The 24,199-nt window shown below is 74.3% G+C and carries 13 protein-coding genes; 6 read left to right on the top strand and 7 right to left on the bottom strand.

What is annotated here, in order from left to right; translation table 11 throughout:
* Positions 1-199 precede the first annotated feature (199 nt).
* The 5 genes from AVW11_RS19140 (at position 200) to AVW11_RS19120 (ending at position 11,455) form a co-directional block, all read left to right on the top strand.
* On the top strand, positions 200-4,291 hold the full coding sequence (locus AVW11_RS19140; protein ID WP_076044891.1) for a non-ribosomal peptide synthetase: 4,092 nt from the start codon (positions 200-202) through the stop codon (positions 4,289-4,291).
* The gene (locus AVW11_RS19135) at positions 4,284-7,640 is read left to right on the top strand and encodes a non-ribosomal peptide synthetase (protein ID WP_060179034.1); all 3,357 of its coding nucleotides are present in this window, start codon (positions 4,284-4,286) and stop codon (positions 7,638-7,640) included. The genes AVW11_RS19140 and AVW11_RS19135 overlap by 8 nt, the downstream gene beginning before the upstream one ends.
* On the top strand, positions 7,640-9,043 hold the full coding sequence (locus AVW11_RS19130; RefSeq protein WP_076044889.1) for a condensation domain-containing protein: 1,404 nt from the start codon (positions 7,640-7,642) through the stop codon (positions 9,041-9,043). Before AVW11_RS19135 ends, AVW11_RS19130 begins: the two co-directional genes overlap by 1 nt.
* A 79-nt stretch (positions 9,044-9,122) precedes the next feature.
* Positions 9,123-10,313, top strand: a complete 1,191-nt coding sequence (locus AVW11_RS19125) for an acyl-CoA dehydrogenase family protein (protein WP_051700115.1) — start codon at positions 9,123-9,125, stop codon at positions 10,311-10,313.
* The gene (locus AVW11_RS19120) at positions 10,310-11,455 is read left to right on the top strand and encodes an acyl-CoA dehydrogenase family protein (protein ID WP_030845419.1); all 1,146 of its coding nucleotides are present in this window, start codon (positions 10,310-10,312) and stop codon (positions 11,453-11,455) included. The genes AVW11_RS19125 and AVW11_RS19120 overlap by 4 nt, the downstream gene beginning before the upstream one ends.
* A 68-nt stretch (positions 11,456-11,523) precedes the next feature.
* Here the strand turns inward: AVW11_RS19120 and AVW11_RS19115 are convergent, their stop codons facing one another.
* The 6 genes from AVW11_RS19115 to AVW11_RS19090 all read right to left on the bottom strand — a co-directional run bounded on the left by AVW11_RS19115 (position 11,524) and on the right by AVW11_RS19090 (position 20,583).
* Positions 11,524-12,105 carry a GNAT family N-acetyltransferase gene (locus tag AVW11_RS19115; protein ID WP_030845421.1) on the bottom strand — a complete coding sequence of 194 codons (582 nt, stop codon included), beginning with the start codon at positions 12,103-12,105 and terminating at the stop codon, positions 11,524-11,526.
* A 26-nt stretch (positions 12,106-12,131) separates the two neighbouring features.
* Entirely contained in the window at positions 12,132-13,202 is a 1,071-nt protein-coding gene (locus AVW11_RS19110; protein ID WP_079250683.1) for a threonine aldolase family protein, read from the bottom strand.
* Positions 13,199-13,888, bottom strand: coding sequence for a DUF2461 domain-containing protein (locus AVW11_RS19105; protein ID WP_051700119.1), 690 nt, complete (start codon positions 13,886-13,888; stop codon positions 13,199-13,201). Before AVW11_RS19105 ends, AVW11_RS19110 begins: the two co-directional genes overlap by 4 nt.
* Complete coding sequence (locus tag AVW11_RS19100; protein WP_079250682.1) at positions 13,885-15,285, bottom strand: serine hydroxymethyltransferase; 1,401 nt, start codon at positions 15,283-15,285, stop codon at positions 13,885-13,887. The genes AVW11_RS19105 and AVW11_RS19100 overlap by 4 nt, the downstream gene beginning before the upstream one ends.
* A 54-nt stretch (positions 15,286-15,339) precedes the next feature.
* On the bottom strand, positions 15,340-18,630 hold the full coding sequence (locus AVW11_RS19095; protein WP_060179031.1) for a non-ribosomal peptide synthetase: 3,291 nt from the start codon (positions 18,628-18,630) through the stop codon (positions 15,340-15,342).
* A 90-nt stretch (positions 18,631-18,720) separates the two neighbouring features.
* Complete coding sequence (locus AVW11_RS19090) at positions 18,721-20,583, bottom strand: AfsR/SARP family transcriptional regulator (RefSeq protein WP_063898534.1); 1,863 nt, start codon at positions 20,581-20,583, stop codon at positions 18,721-18,723.
* 213 nt (positions 20,584-20,796) lie between these two features.
* On the opposite strand from AVW11_RS19090, the gene AVW11_RS19085 reads away from it, so the two are divergent.
* Positions 20,797-21,003 (top strand): hypothetical protein, encoded by a 207-nt coding sequence (locus tag AVW11_RS19085; RefSeq protein WP_076044885.1) that lies wholly within the window; start codon positions 20,797-20,799, stop codon positions 21,001-21,003.
* Positions 21,004-21,115: 112 nt separating this feature from the next.
* On the opposite strand, the gene AVW11_RS38995 is transcribed toward AVW11_RS19085, so the two are convergent.
* Positions 21,116-24,160: an AfsR/SARP family transcriptional regulator gene (locus AVW11_RS38995; protein ID WP_078093660.1), complete on the bottom strand. Its 3,045-nt coding sequence runs from the start codon at positions 24,158-24,160 to the stop codon at positions 21,116-21,118.
* Between the last annotated feature and the right edge of the window lie 39 nt (positions 24,161-24,199).

The following is a 24,199-nucleotide window of genomic DNA, read 5'->3' as shown; positions in this document are numbered from 1 at the left end:
GGCCCGGCCCCCCGGGAGCGGGTGCCCGCCCAGCGGCACCCGCTCCCGACACCCACACCCGCACCCGCACCTCGCACCGCACCCGCACCTCGCACCCCGCACCCGCGCCGGGCACCCGCACCTCGCACCCGGACCCGCGCCGCGCTTCCGCGGTGCGCCCAGCCGTACTCCCTCTCCCGAAGACGCACGGAGGCTCAAGGTGAGCGAGTCCCTCGCCGAACGCATAGCCGCACTGCCGAAGTCCCGCAGGGCACTGTTCCAGGCCCTGACGGGCCGCACCGGCGGGCGCGCCGCCGTACGGGAGGACCCTGAGCCGGCGCCCCGTGACCCCGCCGACCCGCCGGTGCTCTCCTTCGCCCAGCGACGGCTCTGGTTCATCGACCAGCTCCAGCCCGGCAGCCCCGCCTACAACGTGCCGGTGGCCACCCGCATCCGCGGCCCGCTCGACGTACCCGCCCTGCACGCGGCACTCCAGGACATCGTCGACCGCCACGAGGTCCTGCGCACCGTCTACACCTACCAGGAGGGCGCCTCGGAGGCCCTGCCCCGCGTGGTGGACGGCTTCCGGCTGCCGCTGCCGCTGACCGACCTGCCCGACGAGGAATCCGTCCGGCCGTTCTACGACGCGGACGCCGGCGCCCCCTTCGACCTGGCCGGCGCCGTCCCGCTGCGGGCCCGCCTCGGCCGTATCGGAGCCGAGGACCACGTCCTCGTCCTCAACCTCCACCACATCGTCACCGACGGCTGGTCGATGCGGATCCTCTACACCGAACTGGAGCGCGCCTACGCGGCCCGCACCGGGACCCCCGCCGAAGCGAACGCCCCGCTGGCCCTCCAGTACGCCGACTTCGCCACCTGGCAGCGCCGCCGCGTCAGCGGCGACCGGCTGGAGAAGCTCACCTCCTTCTGGCAGGAGGAGCTCGGCGGGGCCGCACCCGTGGACCTGCCCACCGACCGGCCCCGGCCCCCCGTCTTCGGGCACGCCGGAGCCTCCCGCTACATCGACCTGCCGCCCCGGCTCATCGCCCGGCTCAGGGACTTCGGCAAGTCCGAGGGCGCCACGCTCTACATGACGATGCTGGCCGGCTTCGCCGCCACCCTGCGCCGCTGGACCGGCCAGGAGGACATCGTCGTCGGCACCTCCGTCTCCGGCCGCGACCACCCGGCGTTCAGCGAGCTCATCGGCTTCTTCGTCAACACCCTCCCGCTGCGCATCAGAACCGGCGGGGACCCCGGCTTCGCCGAACTGGTCCGGGCCACCCGCCACACCACCCTCCAGGCGTACGCGCACCAGGAACTGCCCTTCGACCTCATCGTCGACGCGCTCGGACTGCCCCGCGACCCGAGCCGGCCGCCGCTGACCTCCGTGATGTTCCTCCTCGACGAGACCCCGGACACGGCCCCGGGCCTCGCCGGCCTGGCCACCGAGCCCATCGACTTCTCCTCGCACGCCACCAAGTACGACCTCATGATCAGCGTCCACGACACCGGCACCGCGGTCCGCGCCCTCGTGGAGTACCCCACCGACCTGTTCGACGCCACGACCGTGGACCGGCTGCTCGGCCACTTCCTGACCACCCTCGAAGGCGCCGTCGACCGCCCCGACGCCCCGCTGTCCGCCCTTCCCCTGCTCACCGACGCCGAGCGGACCGCCGCCCTGGACGAGTGGAACGCCACCCGCGCCCCCTTCCCCCAGGACGCCTGCCTGCACCACCTCTTCGAGCAGCATGCCGACCGCCGGCCCGACGCGCCCGCCGTGGTCCTCGGCGGAGTCGGCGGCTGGAGCGTCACCTACCGGGAGCTGGAGGAGCGCGCCAACCGGCTCGCCCACCGGCTCGTCGAGTCGGGGGCCGGACCCGGCCGGACCGTGGCCCTGTGCCTGCGCCGCGGCCCCGCACTGGTCACCGCGATCCTCGCCGTCCTCAAGGCGGGCGGGGCCTACGTCCCCCTCGACCCGGACTACCCGGCTGAGCGCCTCGCCCTGCTGCTGAAGGACGCCGCGCCGCCCATCGTCGTCTCCGACGCCGAGCTCATCGGCCGGCTGCCCGTCCCCGACGGCACCGCACGCGTGCTCCTGGACACCGACCGGGCCGCCCTCGCCGAGCTGCCCGCGACCCGGCCCGACGTCCCCGTCACCGCCCGGGACCTCGCCTACGTCATCTTCACCTCGGGCTCCACCGGCACCCCCAAGGGCATCGCCCTGGAACACCGCGGCGTCGTCAACAACCTCCTCGACCTCAACCGCTCCTACGGCATCGGCCCCGCCGACTCCGTCCTCGCCCTGTCCTCGCCCAGCTTCGACATGAGCGTCTACGAAACCCTCGGCATCCTGGCCGCGGGCGGCACGCTCGTCCTGCCCGACCCCGCCGCCGCCAAGGACCCGGCCCACTGGGCCGACCTCGTCGAACGGCACGGCGTCACCGTCTGGAACTCCGCCCCCGCCCTCCTCGGCCTCCTCGTCGACCAGCTCGAACACGCCGGCGGCCCCCGGCTGCCCACGCTGCGCACCGCCTTCCTCGGCGGCGACTGGATCCCCGTCACCCAGCCCGACCGGATCCGCGCCTTCGCACCGGAGCTGTCCTTCGCGGCACTCGGCGGAGCGACCGAGGCCTCCATCCACTCCGTGGAGTTCCGCGTCGGCCGGGTCGATCCGCAGTGGACGAAGCTCCCGTACGGCCGCCCCATGGCCAACCAGCTCACCTACATCCTCGACCCGCACGACCGCATCGTCCCCGTCGGCGTGCCCGGCGAACTCCACCTCGGCGGGGTCGGACTGGCCCGCGGCTACCTGAACCGGCCCGAGCTGACCGAGGAGAAGTTCGTCCACGTCGAGCTGGCACCCGGCCGCACCGAACGCCTCTACCGCACCGGCGACCTGGCCCGCTACGGCACGGACGGCACCATCGAGCTCCTCGGCCGCACCGACTTCCGGATCAAGCTGAACGGGCTGCGCATCGAGCCCGGCGAGGTGGAGAGCGCCCTGCGCGACCGCCCCGGCGTCCGCGAGGCCGTCGTCGCCGCCCGCCGCACCACCGCCGGCTCCGACCGCCTCGTCGGCTACGTCGTCCCCGAGGACGGCGCCGACCTGGACACCGCCGCCCTGCGGACCGCGCTCGGCGCGGTCCTGCCCCCGCACTGCGTCCCGGCGGAACTGGTGCTGCTGGAACGGCTGCCGCTGAGCCCCAACGGCAAGGTGGACCGGGGCGCCCTGCCCGACCCGCGCCCCACCGCCCCCGCCGCGGCCCGGCCCGCCGCCGCACCCGCGCACGGCGCCGGCGACCCCGTCGCGCTGCGGATCGCCGCCGTCTGGGCCGAGGTGCTCGGTGTGGCCGACGTGGCGCCCGGCGACGACTTCTTCGCCCTCGGCGGGGACTCCTTCGCCGCCGTGCGCGCCGTACGGGCCGTCGCCGCGGCCCTCCCGGACGGCGGGGCCGCCGCCCTGCGCGTCGTCGACCTCTTCAGCAACCCGACCCCGGCCGGCCTGGCCGCCCGCAGCGCCGAACTCGGCGCCGCCGGAACACAGGCGCACCGCCTGCTGCACCGGCTCACCCCCGAACGCCCCGCCGGCACCACCGCGCTGACCCTGGTCTGCTTCCCGCACGGCGGCGGCGACGCCATCGCCTACCAGCCGCTGGCCGCCCAGCTCCCGCCGCACATCGAGCTCCTGGCCGTCTCCCCACCCGGCCACGACCCGCTGCGCCCCGGCCCGATGCTGCCGGTCCCCGACTTCGCGGAACTCGCCGCCGCGGAGATCGCCCGCACCGTGCGGGGCCCGTACGCGGTCTACGGCCACTGCGCCGGAGTCGTCACCGCGCTGGAGACCACCCACGTCCTCGAACGCATGGGACAGCGCCCGATCGCCCTGGACCTCGCCGCCGCCCTCCCCGAGGAGGACCCGGAGTACGCCCTGGAGATGGAGCGGGTCTCCGGCGACGACGACCTCGTCGCCTACCTGACCACCATGGACGGCTTCGACGGTGTCCTCGACGACCGCGACCTCACCGCGGTCCTGCGGATGGTGCGGCACGACATGACCGAGGCCGCCCGCTTCTTCGCCCGCACCCCCGGCGGCTACGACCTCCCCCTCGCCACCCCCCTCACCTGCATCATCGGCGACGCCGACGACGCCACCGAGGGCTACGAGGACGGCTACCGCGCCTGGGGCCGGTACGCCGCCGACGTGCGGCTCGCCGTGATCCCCGGTGGCCGCCACTACTTCGCCAAGCACCTGCCCGACCGGCTCGCCGCCCTGCTCGCAGACCTGCACCGCAACGGAGGAAACCATGTCTGATCTCGCCGAACGGCTCGGCCGCCTGCCCCAGGGACAGCGCTCCCGGCTGCTGGGCAGGATGCGCAACCAGATGACGGCCGGCGTGGGCCGCCGCGTCGAACTCACGCGCGCCGACCACGGGCCGCGCTCCCGCTCCTCCTTCCAGCAGGAGCAGATGTGGTTCGTCGACAAGCTCGGCGCCGGCAAGGCCCGCAACAACATAGCCCTCTCCATAGCCCTGGGCGGACCCCTGGACCGGGCCGCCCTGCACGAGGCCCTCAACGCCGTCGTCGCCCGCCACCAGGTGCTCCACAGCAAACTCGTCGAGATCGACGGAGTCCCCTGGCAGGAGCCCGTCCCCTCCTTCGTCCTCGGCGTCCAGAGCACCGACCTCTCGGGCAGCGAGGACGCCGACCGCGAGCTCGCCGAGCTCACCGCGGCCACCGCCTCCGCCCCCTTCGACCTGGCCGCCGCACCGCCCGTCCGCGCCCAGCTCGTACGCCTCGCCGAGGACCGGCACGTCCTGCTCTGGGTCGTCCACCACATCGCCTGGGACCCCGGCTCGACCCGGATCTTCACCGAGGAGCTGACCGCCAGCTACGCCGCGGCCGCCGCCGGCCGGCGCCCCGAGGCCCCCAGACTCGCCGTCGAGTACGCCGACTTCGCGGCCTGGCAGCGGGCCAAGCTGGAGAACGACGAGCACGGCCGGGCACTCGCCGCCAAATGGCGCCAGATCCTCGCCGGCGCCGTCGCCACCGAGGTCATGCCCGACCATCCGCGCGGTCCCGAGACCCGCGGCGACGGCCGCGGCCTGAAACTGACCCTCGACCAGAAGCTGCTGGACCGGCTCACCGAACTCGCCGACGCGAACAGCACCACCGTCTTCACCACCCTGCTGGCCGCCTTCAACGCGCTGCTGCGGCACTGGACCCGGACCGAGGACGTCGTCGTCGGCACGGCCAGCGCCTCCCGCCCGCACCCCGACCTCGAAAAGGTCATCGGCTGCTTCGTCCAGATGATCACCCTGCGGACCGAAGTCACCGACGGGCTCACCTTCCGCGAGCTCGTCACCCGCACCGCGGCCTCCGTGATGGACTCCTTCACCAGCAGCGAACTCCCCTTCGAGCAGGTCGTGGAGGCCGTCCGCCCCGTCCGCGACCCGCTGCGCCACCCGCTCTTCCAGATCGAGTTCACCTCGCTCGGCCGCTGGGGCACCCACCGCGCGCACGCCGCGGACGTCGAATTCACCATGGACCAACTGCACGACGGCGCGGCCAAGTTCGACATGAGCTTCCTCGTCGGCGAGAACGACGGCCTGGAACTCTCCCTGGAGTACAACACCTCCCTCTACCGGCACGGCACGGCCAGCGCCCTCCTCGCCGCCTTCCGCCAGGTCCTGGAGCAGGTCGCCGAGAACCCCGACATCCAGGTCGGCGACATCAGCCTCGTCGAGGAGCCGGCCGCCTCCCGGCACGCCCGCGAGCTCTCCCGCGGCGGCCCCGTCGACGAGACCGCCTGGACCACCACGCTCGACCGCGCCTTCCGCGAGCGGGCCACCATCCACCCCGACGCCGTCGCCGTCCGGCACGGCGCCACCCGGCTGGACTACGCGGCCCTCGACCGCTGGTCCGAGGCCATCGCCCACCGGCTGCGCGACCGCGGCGTCGGGCACGGGGACCCCGTCGCCGTGTGCGTGGCCCGCGGCCCGGCCGCCGTCGCCGGCGTCCTCGGCGTCCTCAAGGCGGGCGCCCACTACATCCCCGTCGACCCGGCCGCCCCGGCCGAGCGCACCCGCACGGTCCTGGCCGACGCCAAGGTCCGCCACGCCCTCGTCGACGAGAGCGCGCAGCTGCCCGTACCGCTGGAACTCGTGAACACCGGCAGCGCGGCCCCCGTCCGCGAGGTCCCCTCCCTCGCCCTCAGCTCCACCCCCGCCGACCTGGCCTACGTGCTCTACACCTCCGGCAGCAGCGGAACCCCCAAGGGCGTCATGATCGAGCACCGCTCGGTCACCCACTTCTCCCGCACCATCGCCAAGTCCTACGAGATCAAGGCCGAGGACCGGGTCCTGCAGTTCGCCCCCCTCACCTTCGACGTCTCCGTCTTCGAGATCTTCACCACCCTGCTCGCCGGCGGCTCCCTCGTCATCGCCACCGACGACGAACGCCGCGACCCCGCCCTGCTCCAGGCCCGGATGCGCGAGGACGCGGTGACCGTCGCCGAACTCCCGCCCGCGCTCCTGCCGCTGCTCGACCAGGCCGCCCTGCCGGACCTCCGCCTGGTCTCGGTCGGCGGCGAGGCCTTCCCCGGCCGGCTCGTCGCCGAATGGACCGCGGGGGAGCGCCGCTTCGTCAACGGCTACGGCCCGACCGAGGCCACCGTCGCGGTGACCCTGATGGACTGCACCGGCAGCTACGACCGCAACCCGCCCATCGGCCGCCCCATGCCCGGCCACCAGGCCTTCGTGCTCGACGAGCGGCTGCGCCCGGTCCCGCCCGGCGTTCCCGGCGAACTGTGCGTGGCCGGCCCCGGCGTGGCCCGCGGCTACCTGGGCCGCCCCGACCTCACCGCCGAACGCTTCGCGGACAACCCCTACTCCGACGGCCCCGAGACCGCACGCCTCTACCGCACCGGCGACCTCGTGCGCTGGCTTCCCGGCGGCAACCTCGACTTCCTCGGCCGCACCGACCGCCAGCTCAAGGTGCGCGGCCACCGGATCGAGCCGGGCGAGGTCGAGGCCGTCCTGACCGGGCACCCCTCCGTGCAGCAGGCCGTCGTGGTGGCCCAGCCCGCCGCGGGCGGCGAGCGCATGCTCGCCGCCTACGTCACCGTCGAGCAGGTGGGCTCCTACGCCTCCGAGGTCGCCGACGCCGAGGGCCTGCGCGCCTACACGGCCGTCCGGCTCCCCGGCTACATGGTCCCGGTCGTCGTCGTCCTGGACGAGCTGCCGCTGACCCCGCACGGCAAGGTCGACACCGCAGCCCTGCCGCTGCCCACCGAGCAGTCGGCCCAGGGCGGGACCCCACCGCGCGACGCCGTCGAGGAGCAGATCTGCCGCGACATCCTCACCCCGCTCCTGGAATGGCAGAACCCGGACGTGGAGGGCGACTTCTTTGCCCTGGGCGGCAGCTCCCTCCAGGCGACCATCGTCGTCTCCCGGGTCCGGGCCCTCTTCGGCATCGACATCGCCCTCGCCGACTTCTTCGGCCGTCCCACCGTCGCGGGCCTCGCCGAACTCGTCCGCGCCGCGAAGGCCGAGGCCGCCGGCGAACAGGACCGGCTGCTCGCGGTCTTCGAGCAGATCGAGAACATGAGCGACGAAGAGGCCGCCGCCCTCCTCGGCTCCCTCCAGCAGCCTGAGGGGCCCTGATGGCCGGACCGGCCGGGCTGGAGGGGGCGCTCGCCGCACTCCCTGAGGCCAAGCGCGAGCTCGCCCGCCTGATGCTGGCCGCACGCCGGCCCGTACCCGCACACCCGGCCCCGCGCTCCGGCGCGGGGCCGGTCCCCCCGACCGCCCTGCAGACCCGGCTGTGGCGCCGGGAACGCACCCACCCGGCCGTCGCCACCGGCTCGCACGCCCTCCGGCTGACCGGCCCCCTCGACCCGCAGCGGCTGACCGAGGCCCTCACCGGCGTGCTGCGCCGCCACGAGGCGCTGCGCACCCGGCTGGTCCGCTCCACCTCCGACCAGCCGCGGCTCCATGTGGACGAGGAACCGGTCCTGCGGCTGACCCGGGCCGACCTGTCGGCCTTCACCCCGCAGGCCGCGGCCGAGCGGACCGCCCTGCAACTGACCGAGAGCGCCTCCACCGTCCTGGACCTGGAGAGCGGCCGCACCAGCGCGTTCCGGCTGCTGCGGACCGCCCCCGACGAGCACGTCCTGATCCTCGCCTCCCACCTCGCCGTCTTCGACGGCTGGTCCTCGGGGGTCTTCCTCGCGGATCTCGCCGCCGGCTACCGCGAGGGCCCGGAGGGCCTCACCGCACCCGAACTCCAGTTCCCCGACTACGCCGACTGGCAGCACCGCTGGCTCGCCGGACCGGACGGCACCGCCGAACTCGCCCGCCGCCGGACCGTGTTCGCGGCCGACCCGCCCGCACCCCGGGCCCCCGGCGGCTTCGAGCGCGGACACCTGCCCGTACGGCTGGCCCGCGGACCGGTCGACGCCGGGCTGGAACTGGGCGCGGCCGAGGGCGCCACCCCGTTCATGACCCTGCTCGCCGCGCTGGCCGTCGTCCTGGCCCGCAGGGACGGCCGTGGCTCCGTGGTGATCGGCACCCCGGCCGCCGGCCGGTTCGCCGCACCGCTCGAGGGCGCGGTCGGGCAGTACACCACCGTCGTGCCGATCCGGCTCGACCTCGCAGGCGGGCCCACCTTCCGCGAGCTCCTGCACCGCACCCGCAGCGCGGTGGCCGAGGCCCTGGCCCACCAGCGCCTGCCCGTGGACGTGCTGTTCGGCGACGGCACGCCCCCGCCGTACAACGTCCTGTTCGCCCTCCACAACTACCCGGCGGTCCCGCTGGACCTGCCCGGCATCGAGGTCGGCCAGCTGCCCGGGCCGCCGGCCCGCCACCTGGAGCTCTACAGCCCCGACCCGGCCGCCGCCCTGGCCTGCGTCGGCCTGGTGGAACGGGACGGCGAGATCGGCGGCACCGCCGAGTACAACCGGCACGCGGCCACGCCCGAGGACGTGCGGGGCCTGCTCACCGGCATCGAGGAGGTGCTGGACCGGGCCGTCGCCGCGCCCGCCTCCCCACTCACCACCCGGCACTGAGCGGGGCCGGGGCCCTGCGGCCCCGGCCCCCTCCTCGATCCCCCACCGGACCCACCCAGACCCGCCTAGGGAGTTGCCCGTGCTCACCACCGAGTTCTACCGCGCGCCCGCGGACTGCGGGCTCGTACGGAGCGGGGCCGACGTGCCCCGCACCCCCATGCGGGCCCTGCGCGAGGACATCCACGACATCCTGGTGTCCGCCCCCGTCGCCGAGGCCCGGCGCACCCGGGACCCCCGGCCCATCCACCGGGCCCTGGGCGAGCGGGGCCTGCTCGCACCCCAGTGGCCCGAGGAGTACGGGGGCCGCGGCGTCAGCCAGGTCGCCGCCGCCGTGCTGGTCGAGGAACTCGCCATGCACGACGTCCCCGACCTGCTGCACACCCTCACCGTGCAGATCGTCGGCTCCACCCTGCTCAACGTCGCGAGCCCGCAGATGAAGGCGCGCCACCTGCCCGGCTTCGCCGCCGGCACCTCCTTCGGCTGTGTGCTCTTCAGCGAACCGCAGGCCGGCTCCGACCTCAACATCCTCTCCACCCGCGCCGTCTGCGACGGCAAGGGCGGCTACAAGCTGTACGGCACCAAGGTCCACTCCCTCTTCGCCCGCTTCGCCGACTACGGCCTGTGCCTGGCCCGCGGCGAGGACGACGCCTTCAGCCTCTTCCTCGTCCCCCTCGCCCAGCCCGGCGTCACCATCCGGCAGATCCCCGGCATCGGCGACGACGCCTTCCACGAGGTCGCCCTCGACGGCGTGTCCGTCACCGCCGACGACGTCGTCGGCTCCATCGGCCAGGGCTGGGCGATCGTCGTCAAGACACTGGCCTTCGAACGCACCGGCCTCGACTACTACGTCAAGGCCCTGCGCTGGTACCGGGCGGCCGTCGAACGGCTGGAGGCCCACACCGACCGGCTGGAGGCAGGCCAGCACGACCAGATCGGCCTGGCCAAGCTCAACGCCCGGCTGCTCGCGGCAGGAACCCTGGTCCGCCGCGTCCTCACCCGCCTCGACCGGGGCGAGCTCAACGAGGACGAGGCCGCCGCCGCGAAGTGGTACACCACCGAACTCGCCGCGGAGGTGGCCTGGTGGGCCGCCGAACTCGACGGCGACACGAGCATGACCCTCGACGACCCGGAGGTCGACGGGGTGGCACACCCACTCGATTCGGCGATGCGTGAAGCCCCGGGGATGCGGATATCCGGCGGCACCGCCGAAATGATGCTGGAGACGCTGGCCCGGCTGCGTCTCGACTCAGGGGCGGAGGTACGGCCGTGACGACCCAGGCGGTCAACGGGAGCGGTACGCAAGGGGCGGCCGGCGGGGCGCCCGAGCGGTGGCGGGAGCGGGAGGACGAGGACTCGCTCTTCCGGCAGCTCCGGCTCACCGTGCGGCAGGGCCTCGAGGTCGACGGGGACACCCCCGCGGGCACCTGGGAGGCGCTGACCCAGGTCGGGGCCTGGGAGTTCGCCCTACCCATCGAGAAGGAGGGCCTCGACCTCGGGCAGGCCGTGCTCGCCATGGTCTGCGAGGAGGCCGGCAACGCGATGCAGCCCGTCCCGCTCGCCGACACCCTCCTCGCGCTGGACGTGCTCGCCGCCCTCGGCCCGCTCGCCCCCGAGGGCACCGACGACCTGCTGGACCGGGTGCGGGCGGGGGAGCTCCGGCTCGCCGTCCCGGGCCGGCTGCCCGACCCGCGCGGCGCCGTACCGCCCGGCATCGCCTGGAAACCGGACGGCGACGGCGCGGGCGTCGTCCTCACCGGCACCGGCGGCCCGTTCGCCGCCGGCGTCGGGCCGGACGCCCTGCTGGTCCTGGCGAGCGGCCCCGACGGCCCCTGCGTCGCCCTCGTGGACCTGCCCGCGGCAGGTGTGAGCGTACGCCCGCTGCGCGACCACGGCGGCGGAGCGGTCGCGGGCGCCGTCTTCGACGAGGCACGGATCCCGGCCGGGGCGGTACTCCTGCGCGGGCTCGCCGCCGAACAGGCCCTCGCCCGGGTCGGCCTGCGCGCCGCCGTCCACCAGGCGTCCCTGCTGGCCGGCATCACCGCGGCGGCCCTGACCGCCGTCGTCTCCCGGATCCGCGGACGGCAGCAGTTCGGCCAGGCCCTGGTCAAGCACCAGGGACCCCGGCTGCGGGTGGCCGGGCTCCTGGCCCGGCTCGACGCCGTGCGCTGGGCCGTCGGCGACGCGGCCCGCGACCTCGACGAGGGCCGGCTCACCCCGGGGGAGGCCGCCGGGCTGATCGCCCTCACGGCGGAGACCACCCTCGACGTGACACGGGACGCGGTCCACCTGCACGGCGCCTCCGGTCTCGTACGGGACGGCCTGGTGGCCGGCTGCTACCGGCGCGCGGCATGGGAGGCCCTGCGCTGCGGGCGCCCCGCCCAGCTGTGGGACACCGCGGCGCACACCCCCTGACCGGGCACGGGCAAGGGGCCCCCGCACTGCGGGAGCCCCTTGCCCCGGTACCACCGCCCTACCGGGCGTCAGACCAGGTCGCGGCGCATGATCCAGCGGTGCCGCTTGTCGCTCTTCGCCTCGGTCCGCCGGATCCGGCGGAAGCCGGCCCGCTCGAACATGTCCATCGTCCCGACATAGGCGAGGGTCGGGTTCACCCGGCCGCCCTCCGGGTCCACAGGATAACCCTCGACGGCGGGCGCGCCGCCCGCCCGCGCGTGCTCGACGGCCCCCTCCAGCAGGCCCGAGGCGACCCCCTTGCCGCGGAACTCCTTGCGCACGACGAAGCAGGTCACCGACCACACGGGCAGGTCGTCCACCGGCGTGATCGTCTTGGAGGAGGTGAGCCGGTCGAGCGTGCGGCGCGGCGCCACGTTGCACCAGCCGGCCACCTCGCCGTCCAGGAACCCGAGGATCCCCGGCGGCGGGTCCGCCTTCTCCGTGAGGGTGCGCAGGTGCTCGCCCCGCTCCTCCGCGGTCATCCGCCCGTAGTCGCCGGTGGAAAGCCGCCACGCCATGCACCAGCAGGTGTGCGCGCTCTTCTTCGGCTGGAGCACCTGGCGGACGTCGTCCCACAGATCCGCCGTGGCGGGCCGGACTTCTAAACTCATGTTGCTACTTCGCTCTCTTCCGCTTCTTACGAGCGTCCCGCGGGCGCGGTGTTGCGCGCCCCGGCGACGACATCGGTCATGACGGCGGTCAGCACCTCGAGGGCACGCCGACACGCCTTGTCTCCTACGTCCAGATGGGTGACCAGCCGGACGGTGTCCGGGTCCGGCGCGGTCACCAGCACTCCTTCCTGCGCGGCCCGTGCGACGACCTCGTCGGCGCCCGGCACCGCGACGAGGACGATGTTGGTCTCGGGCGGGCGCACGGCGAACCCCGCGTCCCGCAGCCCGGCCGCCAGCAGCCGGGCGTGTTCGTGGTCCTCGGCGATCCGCTCGACGTGGTGGTCCAGGGCGTACAGCCCCGCAGCCGCCAGGATGCCCGACTGCCGCATGCCGCCGCCCAGGCCGTGGCGCAACTTCTTCGCCCTGGGCAGGTGTTCGGACCGGAGCAGGAGCACCGAACCGACCGGCGCGCCCAGCCCCTTCGACAGGCACACGGACAGCGAATCGGCGGTCTGCCCGTACTGCGCCGCCGACGTACCGGTCGCGGCCATAGCGTTCCAGATCCGGGCGCCGTCCATGTGGACGGCCACGCCCGCGCCGGACGTCAGCGCGCGCACCTCCCGCAGCGTCTCCAGCGGGTGGACCGTACCGCCGGCCCGGGTGTGGGTCTGCTCCACCTCCACCGCCCGCGTGCCCAGCGTGTACGCGTTCCCGCGCCGGACCGCGCCGGCCAGCAGCGCCGCGGTGACCACCCCGCGCTCCGCCCTCACCGTACGCGTCTGGATTCCGCCGTAGCGGGCCGGGGAGGCCTCCTCGTGCGCCAGGACGTGCGCCTCGGCGTCGCACACCAGCTCCTCGCCGGGGGCGACGAGGAGCTGCAGCGCGATCTGGTTGGCCATCACCCCGGACGGGGTGAACAGGGCCGCCGGGAAGCCGAAGAGGCCGGCGAGGCGCTCCTCCAGGGCGCGGACGGTCGGGTCCTCCCCGAAGAGGTCGTCGCCGACCTCCGCGCCGGCCATCACGGCCCGCATCCCGGGTCCCGGCCGGGTCACCGTGTCGCTGCGCAGATCGGCGACACCGGAAGCGTCCATGCTCATGACGGGTCCTCAACTCCTCTTTCGCGGGGCTTCGGGGTGAGTTCGCGCGCCGCCATCCAGTCCAGCAGCGGCCGCACCAGCAGCCAGGTCTCCCGAACGAACTCCCCTGCGCGCGGCGTGTGCAGGCCGGCCGCCGGACCGTGGCGGCGCCCCGCGTCGATCTTGCGGTGGCGCAGCAGGTCCAGCCGCGGATGGTCCGCAGGCACCCCCCGCGGCCGGGACTTGAGCCGGTCCCCGCCGAGGACGAAGCCCTGCTCCGCCAGCCGGCCCGTGATCGCCGCCAGCTCCGTGCCGCCGTCCTCCTCCTCGACGGCGGCACGGTAGCGGGCGACCTCGGCCCCGGCGTACGGGTACCAGCGGCCGGAGGCGTACAGCCCGTCCCGGTCCAGGTGCACCCACAGGCCCAGGCACGGCAGCAGGTCCAGGTAGGCGCCCTGGTAGGTCTTGTACGGGGACTTGTCGTGGGACATCCGGGTGTCCCGGACCGGGCCGAGCACCTGCACTGCGCCCGGCCCGGCCCACTCCTCGAAGAACGTGCCCAGTTCAGCGGCCAGCTCGTCCATCGGCGCACGTACGTCACGCTCGTACCGCTCGCGGTGGCGCAGCCGCCACGCCTCCTTGCTGTTGTCGGCCGCGAGGTCCTCGTACAGGCGCAGTGCCGAGGGCGGGAAGCCGCTGAAGGTCACGGCAGGTACCCCGGCAGGGGGTGGGTGGCGCACAGCTCGCGGACCCGGGTGCGGACCCGGTCGCGCAGCGCGTCCGGCAGGACGCCGCCGGGTGCGGCGAGCGCCGTCAGGACGTCCGCGACCAAGTCGGCGCACTCGGCGGCCACCGTCCGGTCCATTCCGCGCGCGGCCAGCGTGTTGGTGCCCAGCCGCAAGCCCCCCGTCACCCGGACGGGTGTGGTGTCGCCGGGGACCCGGTTGCGGTTGACGACGATGCCGCAGGACTCCAGGGCCTCCTCGGCCACGTCCCCGGTGACGCCGGTGCCGCGCAGGTCCAGCAGCACCATGTGGGTGTCCGTACCGCCCGTGACCAGCCGGAAGCCCCGGTCGAGGAGCCGTTCGGCGATCGCCTGCGCGCCGTCGGCCAGCCGCTTGGCGACCTCCGCGAAGTCCGGGCTCGCCACGAAGTCCAGCGCGCGCGCCTTGGCCGCCACCGACGCCAGGTCGGGGGTGCCCTGGGTGAAGGGGAACACGGCGCGGCGCAGGGTCGCGGCGAGGGTGCCGCGCTCCGGCCCGGCCCGGCGGGCCTCGCGGCCCAGCAGGATCAGCCCGCCACGCGGGCCGTAGAGCTGCTTGTAGGTGCTGGTGGTGGTCACGTGGGCATGGTCGACGGGGCTCTGGTGGAGGCCGGCCGCGACCAGTCCCGCGATGTGGGAGATGTCGGCCAGGAGGTAGGCGTTGGCCTCGTCGGCGATCTCCCGGAACCGGGCGAAGTCGATGCTGCGGGGGTACGCGCTGGCCCCGCACACGATGAGCTTCGGCCGGTGCTCCAGGGCCAGTTCGCGGATCTGGTCGTAGTCGAGCAGCCCCTCCGGCGTCACCCGGTAGCCGTGGGCGCGGTAGTACCGGCCGGTCACCGAGGCGGGGGAGCCGTGGGTGAGGTGGCCGCCGCAGTCCAGGTCGAGCCCCAGGAGGCTGTCGCCGGGGCTCAGCAGCGCGGTGATCACCGCGAGGTTCGCGGACGACCCCGAGTGCGGCTGCACGATGGCGTCCTGCGCCCCGAAGGCCTCGCACGCCCGCTCGATCGCGAGGCGCTCGATCTCGTCGGCGACCCCGCAGCCCGCGTGGTAGCGGTTGCCGGGGAATCCCTCGGCGGTCAGGTTCCCGAGCGCGCTGCCCTCGCAGGCCAGCACGGACGGGTCCGCGACGCTCGACGCCGCGACCATCATCAGGGTGTCGCGCTGGCGCGCCGACTCCCGGGCCAGCAGGTCGTACAGGACGGAATCGCGTTCTCTCAGGCGGGTGTTGGCGTGCGCGGCGAAATCGACCAGGTCGGGTGCGGGCGCCTGTGGCGCGCCGACCCCGAGCCCCTCCTCGTCCAGCGGATCGGTGACGGGCGCGGGCAGGGTGAGACTCATGACTGTCCCCTCTCGGATTCGTCCGTGGTGTCCGTGCCGAACCGGCTCGTGTCCTCAGCCGGCCGCATCGGCGGTGTCCGTCTCGTCGGCCTCCAGCTCGCCGAAGGCCTCGGCGGCCGCCACCGCCTCCGCGCCGTGCTGCTCGTCCGCGGCGATCTTCCCGGCGAGGTCGGAGACCACCGGGTTCTGGAAGACGGTCTTGACCGGCACCGGGACCCCGAGCAGCTCGCCCAGCAGCCCCGCGAGCCGGGTCCCGCTGAGCGAGTCGCCGCCCAGGGTGAAGAAGTTGTCGCCGGGAGCCACCCCCTCCAGGCCGAGGATGTCGGCGACCGCCGCGCACAGCACCAGCTCCAGCGCGCTGCCCGTCCCCGCCCCGCCGGCCGGCAAGGCCTCGTCCTCGGCGCACTGACGGCTTCCGGCGGTGGAGGCCAGCAGCAGCCGGTCGACCTTGCCGTTGCGGGTCAGCGGCAGCTCGTCCAGCACGGTCAGCGCGGTCGGCACCATGTAGCCGGGGAGCTGCGCGGCGAGCCGCCCCAGCACCCGGTCGGCCGCGGCGGCGTCGGAGCGGGCACCGGCCACCACGAAGGCGTGCAGCCGCCGCACCCCGTGGGCGCTGGCCGGGGCCACCACCACGGCCGCCTCGACCTCGTCGTCCTGGCGCAGCACGGCCTCGATCTCGCCCAGCTCGATGCGGTGCCCCTGGATCTTCACCTGGAAGTCGTCCCGGCCCAGGATCTCGATGCTGCCGTCCGGCAGGTAGCGGCCCAGGTCGCCGGTCAGGTAGGCGCGTTCACCGGTCTCGGGGAGGCGCACGAAGCGGCTCTCGGTGCGCGCGGGGTCGTTCCAGTAGCCGAGTGCCAGGCCGACGTCGCTGGCCACAGCCATCTCCCCGACGACCCCGAGCGGGCGCTCGTAGGCCGCCGCGTCGACGATGTAGTAGCGCTGGTTGGTGATCGGCTTGCCGTACGGGATGCTCGTCCAGGACGGGTCGACCTCGCCGATCGGCTGGAACAGCGACCAGCAGATCGTCTCGGTCGGACCGCCCGAGCCCACCACCTGGATCTTCGGGCTCTGCGCCCGCAGCCGGTCCGGCAGGGTCAGCGGGATCCAGTCGCCGGAGAGCACCGACAGCCGCAGCGACTCCAGCGGCCGGCCGCCGCCGCGCCGCTCGCGCACCTCGGCCTCGCCGACGAGCAGTTCCATCAGTACGGGTACGGAGTTCCACAGGGTGACCCGCTCCGCCTGCACCAGATCGGCCCAGACGTCGGGCTCCGCGTGCTCGAACGGCGGTGGCACCACCACGGTCCCGCCCTGCGTGAGCACACCGAAGACGTCGTAGATCGAGGCGTCGAAGTGCAGCCCCGAGATGGCCAGCAGGCGGTCCGCCGCACCGACCTCGAAACGCTCCGCGACGTCGCGGATCAGGTTGACCACACCGATGTGGTCGACCATCACGCCCTTCGGCTCGCCCGTGGAACCCGAGGTGAAGATCGTGTACGCGAGGTCCGCGGGGGTCTGCGCGGTGTCGGGCCGGGTGGCGGTGCCCGTCTCGAAGTCCTTGTCCACCCGGTAGCGGCGGGCCGTGGGCGGCCAGCTGATCCGGGACTCCAGCGAGGACTGGGTGAGGATGCGGTCGACCTTGGCCTCGGCCAGCAGCCGGCGCAGCCGCTCCGGCGGCACCGACGCGTCCAGCGGCAGGTAGGCCGCACCGGAGGCGAGGATCCCGTACACCGCGGCGTACTGCTCCCAGCCCTTCTCCATCACGACGGCGACCAGCTCGCCCGGGGCGGAACCGTGTTCGCGCAGCGTGTGCCCGATACGCCAGGCGTACGCGGCCAGTTCGGCGTAGCTCAGCCGCCGCCCGGAGGCATCGACCACGGCCTCGGCGTCGGGCGTGAGCTCGGCCTGCCGGGCGAACAGCTCGTGCAGGGTGGTGTACGGGATCTGCCCGGCGGTGTCGTTGACCTGCCGGCGCAGCTCCCGCTCGGCCGGCGGGACGAGGTCGAAGCGGGCGGCGTGCAGGCTGTCCGGGTCGTCGGTGAGCCGCGCCAGGAGGTCCACGTACACGCCGAAGGCGGCATCGACGAAGCCGGGCGCGAACGCCCCGTCGACGAAGTCCCAGATGACGCGGAGCTCGCCGTCGAGCTCGCGCAGCTGCACGTCGAGCGTCACCTGCGGGGTCTGCGAGATGGAGTACACCTCCCGGCCCAGGTCCGTGACGGGCCGGCGCACCGGGTAGTCGAGCAGGCTGGTGACGACCACGGGCATCCCGGCCTGCGCACCGACACCGTGCAGGCGCGTCAGCTCCCGCAGCACGCGCACACCGTTGAAGGAGCCGTGCTCGGCGTCGCGGGCGAGCTGGTCGCGCAGGGCGTGCGCCCGGTCGAGGAAGGTCGCGCCCGAGCCGTCCGCGGCGAGCATCACCGCATTGGTGAAGTCCCCCAGCACGCCGGTGATGTCGGGGTGCACCGCCGGGCGCTGGAAGACCGGGTAGTTGATCGTGAAGTCGGACTCCTCCGCCCAGGCCCGGACCACCTCGGCGAACGCCGCGGTGAGCAGCACCGACGGGGTCAGGCCCGCCCCGTGCGCCCGCTGCCTGAACTTCTGCCAGTCGGCGGGGGAGAGGCGGTGCTCGCGCCGGTCGAAGCGGACCTCGCCGGCGTCCCCGGCCGAGGCGCCCGTGGGCAGCGACGGGGCCGGCGGCAGGGTGGGCACGCGCTGCACCCAGTAGTCGCGGGCCACGCGGAAGGCCTCGGTGTGCGGCAGGGCCTCGGCGCGCCAGCGGGCGTACTCGGCGAAGCCGATACCGGGCAACGGGAGTTCCGCGTCCGGGTTCTCGTACAGGTCGACCAGCTCCGGGAAGAGCACCTGGAAGGCGCTGGAGGCGTCCAGCACCTGCAGGTCGATCCCCAGGTGGACCCGGCCCAGGTCCTCCGGACCGCCCAGCCGGAGGATCCGCAGGTCGAACAGCGGCCAGCTGCCCACCGGGAAGACCACGTGGCTCATCTCCTCGCGCAGCGCGGCGAGGTGCTCACGGGCGGCGTCGGCGGACAGGTGCCGCAGGTCCACGACCGGTATGTCGAACGGCAGCGGGTCGGACGGCACCCACTGGGTGCCGTCGGTGCTGCCGATCGCGCGGAGCATGTCGTGGCGGGCGACCACCTTGCGCCAGGCGGCGGCGAAGCGCTCCGGGTCGAGGCCCGCGCGCTCCCACTCGAAGTATCCGTAGCAGCCGATGCCGCCCATCTCGACGGCTTCGCCTCGCCCGATCATCAGTGCCTGCTGCGTCTCGGTCATCGGGAAGGACGCGGCACTGTCCGCGCGGGCGGGCAGGAGCTCGGTCATGGTCCAACTCCATTCGGTGTTACGGGCCGTTGGCTGTCGCGTGCACGGGTGGATCCGGGCCGGGACGCCCTGCTGCGGGGCAGGGCGAGGCTAGGGGCGGTGAGTTAGCCGCCGGTTATGCTCCGCGCGGCCGGCCGGCCCGCCGGGCAGCGGAGCCCGCCGCTCCTCCAGGGAGAGCGCGAAGAGCCGTACGAGCGGGTGGAACAGGTAGCAGGGCTGGCCCCACTCGTCGGCGCCGCTGACCTCCAGCAGGGCCGCGTCGGCGAGCGCCTCCAGCAGCCGCTCGGCCTCGGCCTCCGGCAGGTCCAGCGCCGTCGCCGCGGCCGCGGCCGGGAACGGCTCCGCCCCCAGTGCGGCCAGCGCCGGGAACACCGCCCGCACCTCGGGCTCCAGCGCACGCCAGGACGGCAGCAGGGAGGTGTGCACGTCCAGATCGCCCGAGTGCAGCTCCCGCAGCCGGGTGACGGGATCCGCCAGCCTGCGGGCGAGCCGGTCCGGGGTGCAGTGCGGCCGGGCCGCGATCCGGGTGCCGACGATCCGCAGTGCCAGCGGCAGGCCGGCGCAGTGCTCGACGATCGCGGACGCGGCGCAGGGGGCGGCCGCCACCCGGGCGGGGCCCGCCGCCGCGGCGAGCAGCTCCAGCGAGTCCCGCGCCTGAAGGGGGGCGAGGGCCACCGTGTGCGCCCCGGCCACGGTGGGCAGCGCCGTACGCCCCGTCACCAGCACGGCCGGCTCCGGGGTGTTGGGCAGCAGCGGTCCCAGCTGGGCGGCGCCCGAGGCGTTGTCCAGCACGATGAGCAGCTGCCTGCCGCGGGTCCGCTCCCGGTAGAGGCGCACCAGCTGGTCCTGGTCGTCCGCGGCCGGTACGTCGTCCATCGGGCCCAGTGCCCGCAGCAGACGGCGCAGCACCCGGGCCGGGTGCCGCGGGGTGCCGTCCGCGGCGCGCAGGTCGGCGTACAGCTGCCCGTCGGGGAAGTGCCGCTGGCAGCGGTGGGCCGCGTGCACGGCCAGGGCGGTCTTGCCCAGCCCGGCCATGCCGGTGACCAGGACCCGGCGGGGCCGCCCGGAGCCCTGCGCGTCGGGGGCCAGGGCGCGGCACACCAGATCGAGTTCGGGGCCCCGGCCCGTGAAGTCGACGGTGTCCGGCGGCAGCATCGCGGGAGCCGCGGCCGACGGGCCGGACGGCCGCGGCCGGGCGCCCGCCCGTACGGCGGGGGCCGATCCCGGCGGCCGGTCGAGCGTGCCGTCGAGCAGCGCCCGGTAGGTGGCCTGGAGCTCTTCACCGGGATTGACCCCGAGTTCGTCCGCGAGCACCGCCCGGCCGTGGTGGTAGAGGTGGATGGCGTCCGCCTGCCGACCGGACCGGCACAGGGCGGTCATCAGCTGGCACCGGATGCGCTCGCGCAACGGGAATTCGGCGACGAGCCCGGTGAGTTCGCCGGTGATCTGCTCGTGCCGGCCGAGGGCGAGGTCCGCGGCGATGCGGTGCTCCAGGGTCACGGCCCGCGCCTCCGTCAGCCGCGGCGCCTCGGCGTCGGCGAGGTATTCCGTGGCGTTCGCGAAGGGCTGCCCGTTCCAGCGGGCCAGGGCGTCGCGCAGCAGCTCACCGGCCCGTTCGAAGTCCTCCTTGATCAATGCCTCGCGGCCGCCCAGCGCCAGCTTCTCGAATTCGTTCAGATCGACGGTCGCATTACCGATGCTCATGGCATATCCCGGCGGTCTGCGATCGATCATTACTTCGTCGCCGAGAATCTTGCGCAGGCGCGAAATGTAGGTGTAGAGCTGTGCGCTGACGGTCGCCGGGGGCGCCCAGCCCCACAGCAGCCGGCACAGCCGCTCGTCGGACACGACCTCTTCGCGGGCCAGGAGGAGCGCCGCGAGCACGGTGTGCAGCTTCGCCCCGGAGAACGCGACCCGGTGGCCGTCCCGCCGTACCTCTACTGGCCCGAGCACTCGGAATTCCATGTACCGCCCCATCCGTGATTCATGGGAAGAATCTTCGAACGAAGCTAGAGGAGTCCGTTGTCCCCTCGATATCGTGTCGATTTCGCGGGAGGGCCGGGGCACGAAATCGGTGGAACACGGAAGAGAAAGGAGCCGTCCCTACTGTTCCATTCGTGCCGCAGCGAGCGGCGCACAGATGATCCACCGAGAGGGGAATCCGAGATGCGCAGCACCCGGACGGCGAAGACGACGGCCGCTTGCCTGGTCGTACTTGCGGGGATGTTCGTGGGCACCGGGGCGGCCTCGGCCGGCGTGGCGCAGGCGGGCACCAGCCTCCAGGCGGACGACATGCCCTGGGGAGTCGTCAAGCCGGTGCACCCCTCGCACCCGGGCCCCGCAGGCACCAACGGCGACATGCCCTGGGGCTGACCGCCCCGCGGCCCCACCCGCGCCGCACCCCGCACCACCGCGAAACCGCACCACCGCGAAACCGCACCACCGCGCGTCCCGCAGCCGCGGCCCGATCCGTACCGGACGGGCGTCAGTCCGCCGGATGCGCCAGCAGGGCCGTCAGTTCCTCCGGAGTGAAGGAACGATGCGGCAGCCCTCCGGGCTCCCCGCCGCCCCGCTCTCCCCCCGCATCCTGCACGGCCGCCAGCAGCCGGCCCGCCTGCACCCGCCAGGGCTGCGCGCCGACCTCGCCGAAGCCGGCACAGGCACGCCGGAACCTCTCCGCCGCCTCCGCACAGCGGCCCCCGAGCGCGTCCACGCACCCGAGGTCCGTCTCCACCCGGGCGTACAGGAACCGGTCCGCCAGCTCATCAGTGATCTCCAGGGCCTGCTGCAGCGTGTCCCCCGCCGCCTGCAGCAGGCCCTGGCTCCACTGCGTCTGGCCCAGGCCCCGCAGCGCATGCGCCTCACCGACCCGGTCTCCCTCGCCCCGGGTCAGCCGCAGCACGGCGCCGAACGCCTGCGCCGCCTCCCCGAGATCCCCCGCGCGCAGCCGCACCTCGGCCAGCCGGTACACGCTCTGCGCCTCGGCCCGTACCGACCCGGTACGCCGACTGAGCGCCACCGCCCGCTCGGCGAGCGGCAGCGCGCCGACCACGTTGCCCCGGTCCAGCTCGATCTGCGCCTGGAAACCCAGCAGATGGGCCTCGTTCCCGATGTCCCCGGAGTCGTGGAAACCGCCGAGCGCCGCCTCGCAGTACTCCAGCGCCCGCTCCCAGTCGCCCTGGAACCGCGCGCACATCGCCAGGTTCCGCTGCGCGAGCGCCGCCCCGCCCAGGTCGCCCGTGGTGCGCAGCAGCCGCAGCGCGGCCATGTTCCACCCCTCGGCCTGCTCGTAGCGCCGCTGGTAGATCGCCAGCGACCCCAGCAGCCGCAGCATGGTCGCCTCGCCCGGCTCGTCGCCGGCCCGCCGGGCCGAGGCGAGGGCCTGCTCGGCGCTGCGCTGCCAGTCCTCCAGGTAGTTCTTCGTCTCGAAGTGCGGCACCGCGCTCTCGGTCAGCATCCAGGCGTAGCCGGCCCGGCCCGTCTCCGCCGCCTGCGCCACCACGTCGGTCACGGCGGTGCGCTCCGATTCGAACCAGTCCATCGGCGACCCCAGCAGCTCGTCGGCAAGCTCGCCCAGGAAACCGGGGGCGGGCGCCGCCGGCCGGCCCACCGGGAACCGGCGTCCGTCGATCCGCCGGTGCGCCTCCTCGGCCAGCCACAGCCAGGCGCCGAAGGCCCGCTCCAGCGCCGCGTCCGTCTCGCCCTCCGGCTCGTCCGACTCCGCCCGCTCCCGGGCGAACAGCCGCAGCAGATCCTGGAACCGGTAGCGGGCCGCCCGGCCCGGCGCGGCCTCCGCCACCTCCAGCAGCTGGGCGTCGACCAGGTGGTCGATCAGCTCCTCCGCGTGCCACACGCTGGTGTCCAGCACGGCCGCCCCCGCCCAGGCGGCGAAGTCCGCCGTGCGCAGCAGCCCGAGGCGCCGGTACATCCGGGCCGCCTCGGGCGGCAGGTCCCGGTAGGTGAGCCGGAAGCCCGCCCGCACCCCGCCCTCGCCCGGGCTCAGCACGTCGAGCCGGGAGCGGTGGTCGCGCAGCCGCTCCACCAGGCTGCGCACGCTCAGGTTGGGCTTGGCCGCCAGCCGGGCGCCGGCGATCCGCAGCGCCAGCGGCAGACAGTCGCAGAGCGCGCCGAGCTGCTCCACGGCCACCGGGTCGCTGCCGAACCGGTCCGCCCCGGCCAGTTTGATCAGCAGGGCCGTCGCCTCGGTCGGCTCCAGCATCCGCAGCCGGATGCTGAGCGCCGTGTAGTCGCCGGTCAGGTCGCCCAGGTTCTCCCGGCTGGTGGCCAGCACCACACTGCGTCCGCCGCCGGGCAGCAGGGGTCTGAGCTGGTGGAAGGAGCGTACGTTGTCCAGGACGATCAGCGTCTTGCGGGTGCTGAGCAGGCTCCGCAGCAGGGAGGCCCGCTCGTCGGGGTCGGCGGGCACCTGGGGCGCGGCGACCCCGAGGGCGCGCAGGAAGCGGTCGAGCACGGCGGCGGGGGACACCGGCGCCTGCTCCTCGTCGTAGCCCCGCAGGTCGGCGAAGAGCTGGCCGTCGGGGAACTGGTCGGCGACCTGGCTCGCCCAGTGCACCGCCAGCGCCGTCTTGCCCACCCCGCCCACGCCCACGATCGTCGCCAGGGCGGGGGTGTGGGGGTTGTACGGCTCCTTCAGCAGCCGGTCCAGCGAGGCCATCTCGCGCTGCCGCCCGGTGAACGCCATGACTCCCGCGGGGAGTTGCGCCGGGATCATGTGCACGGCGGCCGGGGCGGGGGCGACCACGGCCGGGGGCCGGGTCAGTTCCGGCGAGTCCCGCAGGATCAGGTCGTGCAACTGCCGCAGCCCCGGACCGGGTTCGATCCCGAGCTGCTCGGTCAGTAACCGGCGGCCGTGCAGGAACACCTCAAGGGCCTCGGCCCGCTGGCCCGACCGGTACAGGGCCAGCATGAGGTGCTCGCGGCACTGCTCGCGCAGCGGATGCCGGGCCACCAGCTCGGTGAGCTCGCCGATGAGCGCGCGGTGCCGGCCCAGCTGGAGCATCAGCCCCGCGCGCTCCTCGACGAGCGTCAGCCTCATCTGCTCCAGCCGCGTCGCCTCGGCCTCCAGACGGGAACCGGGCGTCTCCTCGAGCGCCGCGCCCCGCCAGGTGCTCAGCGCCTCCTCGAACAGCGTGCAGGCTTCCTCGGTGCGGCCGTGCCGGGCGGCGTCGCGGCCCTGGTCGGCGCGCTCCAGGAACTCCTGGACGTCGATGCGGTGCTCGCCCTTGGCCAGCAGGTAGCCCGGGGGAGAGGTGAGCAGCAGATCGGTCACCCCGGCCTGCTTGAAGGTCTTGCGCAGGGTGGCCACACAGATCGCGATCTGGTTGCGTGCCGTCGCGGGAGGCGAATCCGGCCAGACGGCGTCGACCAGGGTGTCCACCGAGACGACGCGGTCGGCGTAGAGCACCAGCATCGCGAGGACCGTCGCCTGGCGCCGGCCGTTGATGCGCAAGGGGCCGTCCTCGGCCTGGACGAGCAGTGGCCCCAGCAGTCTGAAGACAAACCGATTCAACAGGTCCCCCGCCTTTGAAACCCCGCGTCAGGCGCGAAC

This window comes from Streptomyces amritsarensis (assembly GCF_001953875.1).
Classification (GTDB): Bacteria; Actinomycetota; Actinomycetes; order Streptomycetales; family Streptomycetaceae; genus Streptomyces; species Streptomyces amritsarensis.
Note: the sequence above shows the minus strand (reverse complement) of the source record. Positions and strands in the feature narration are given on the sequence as shown.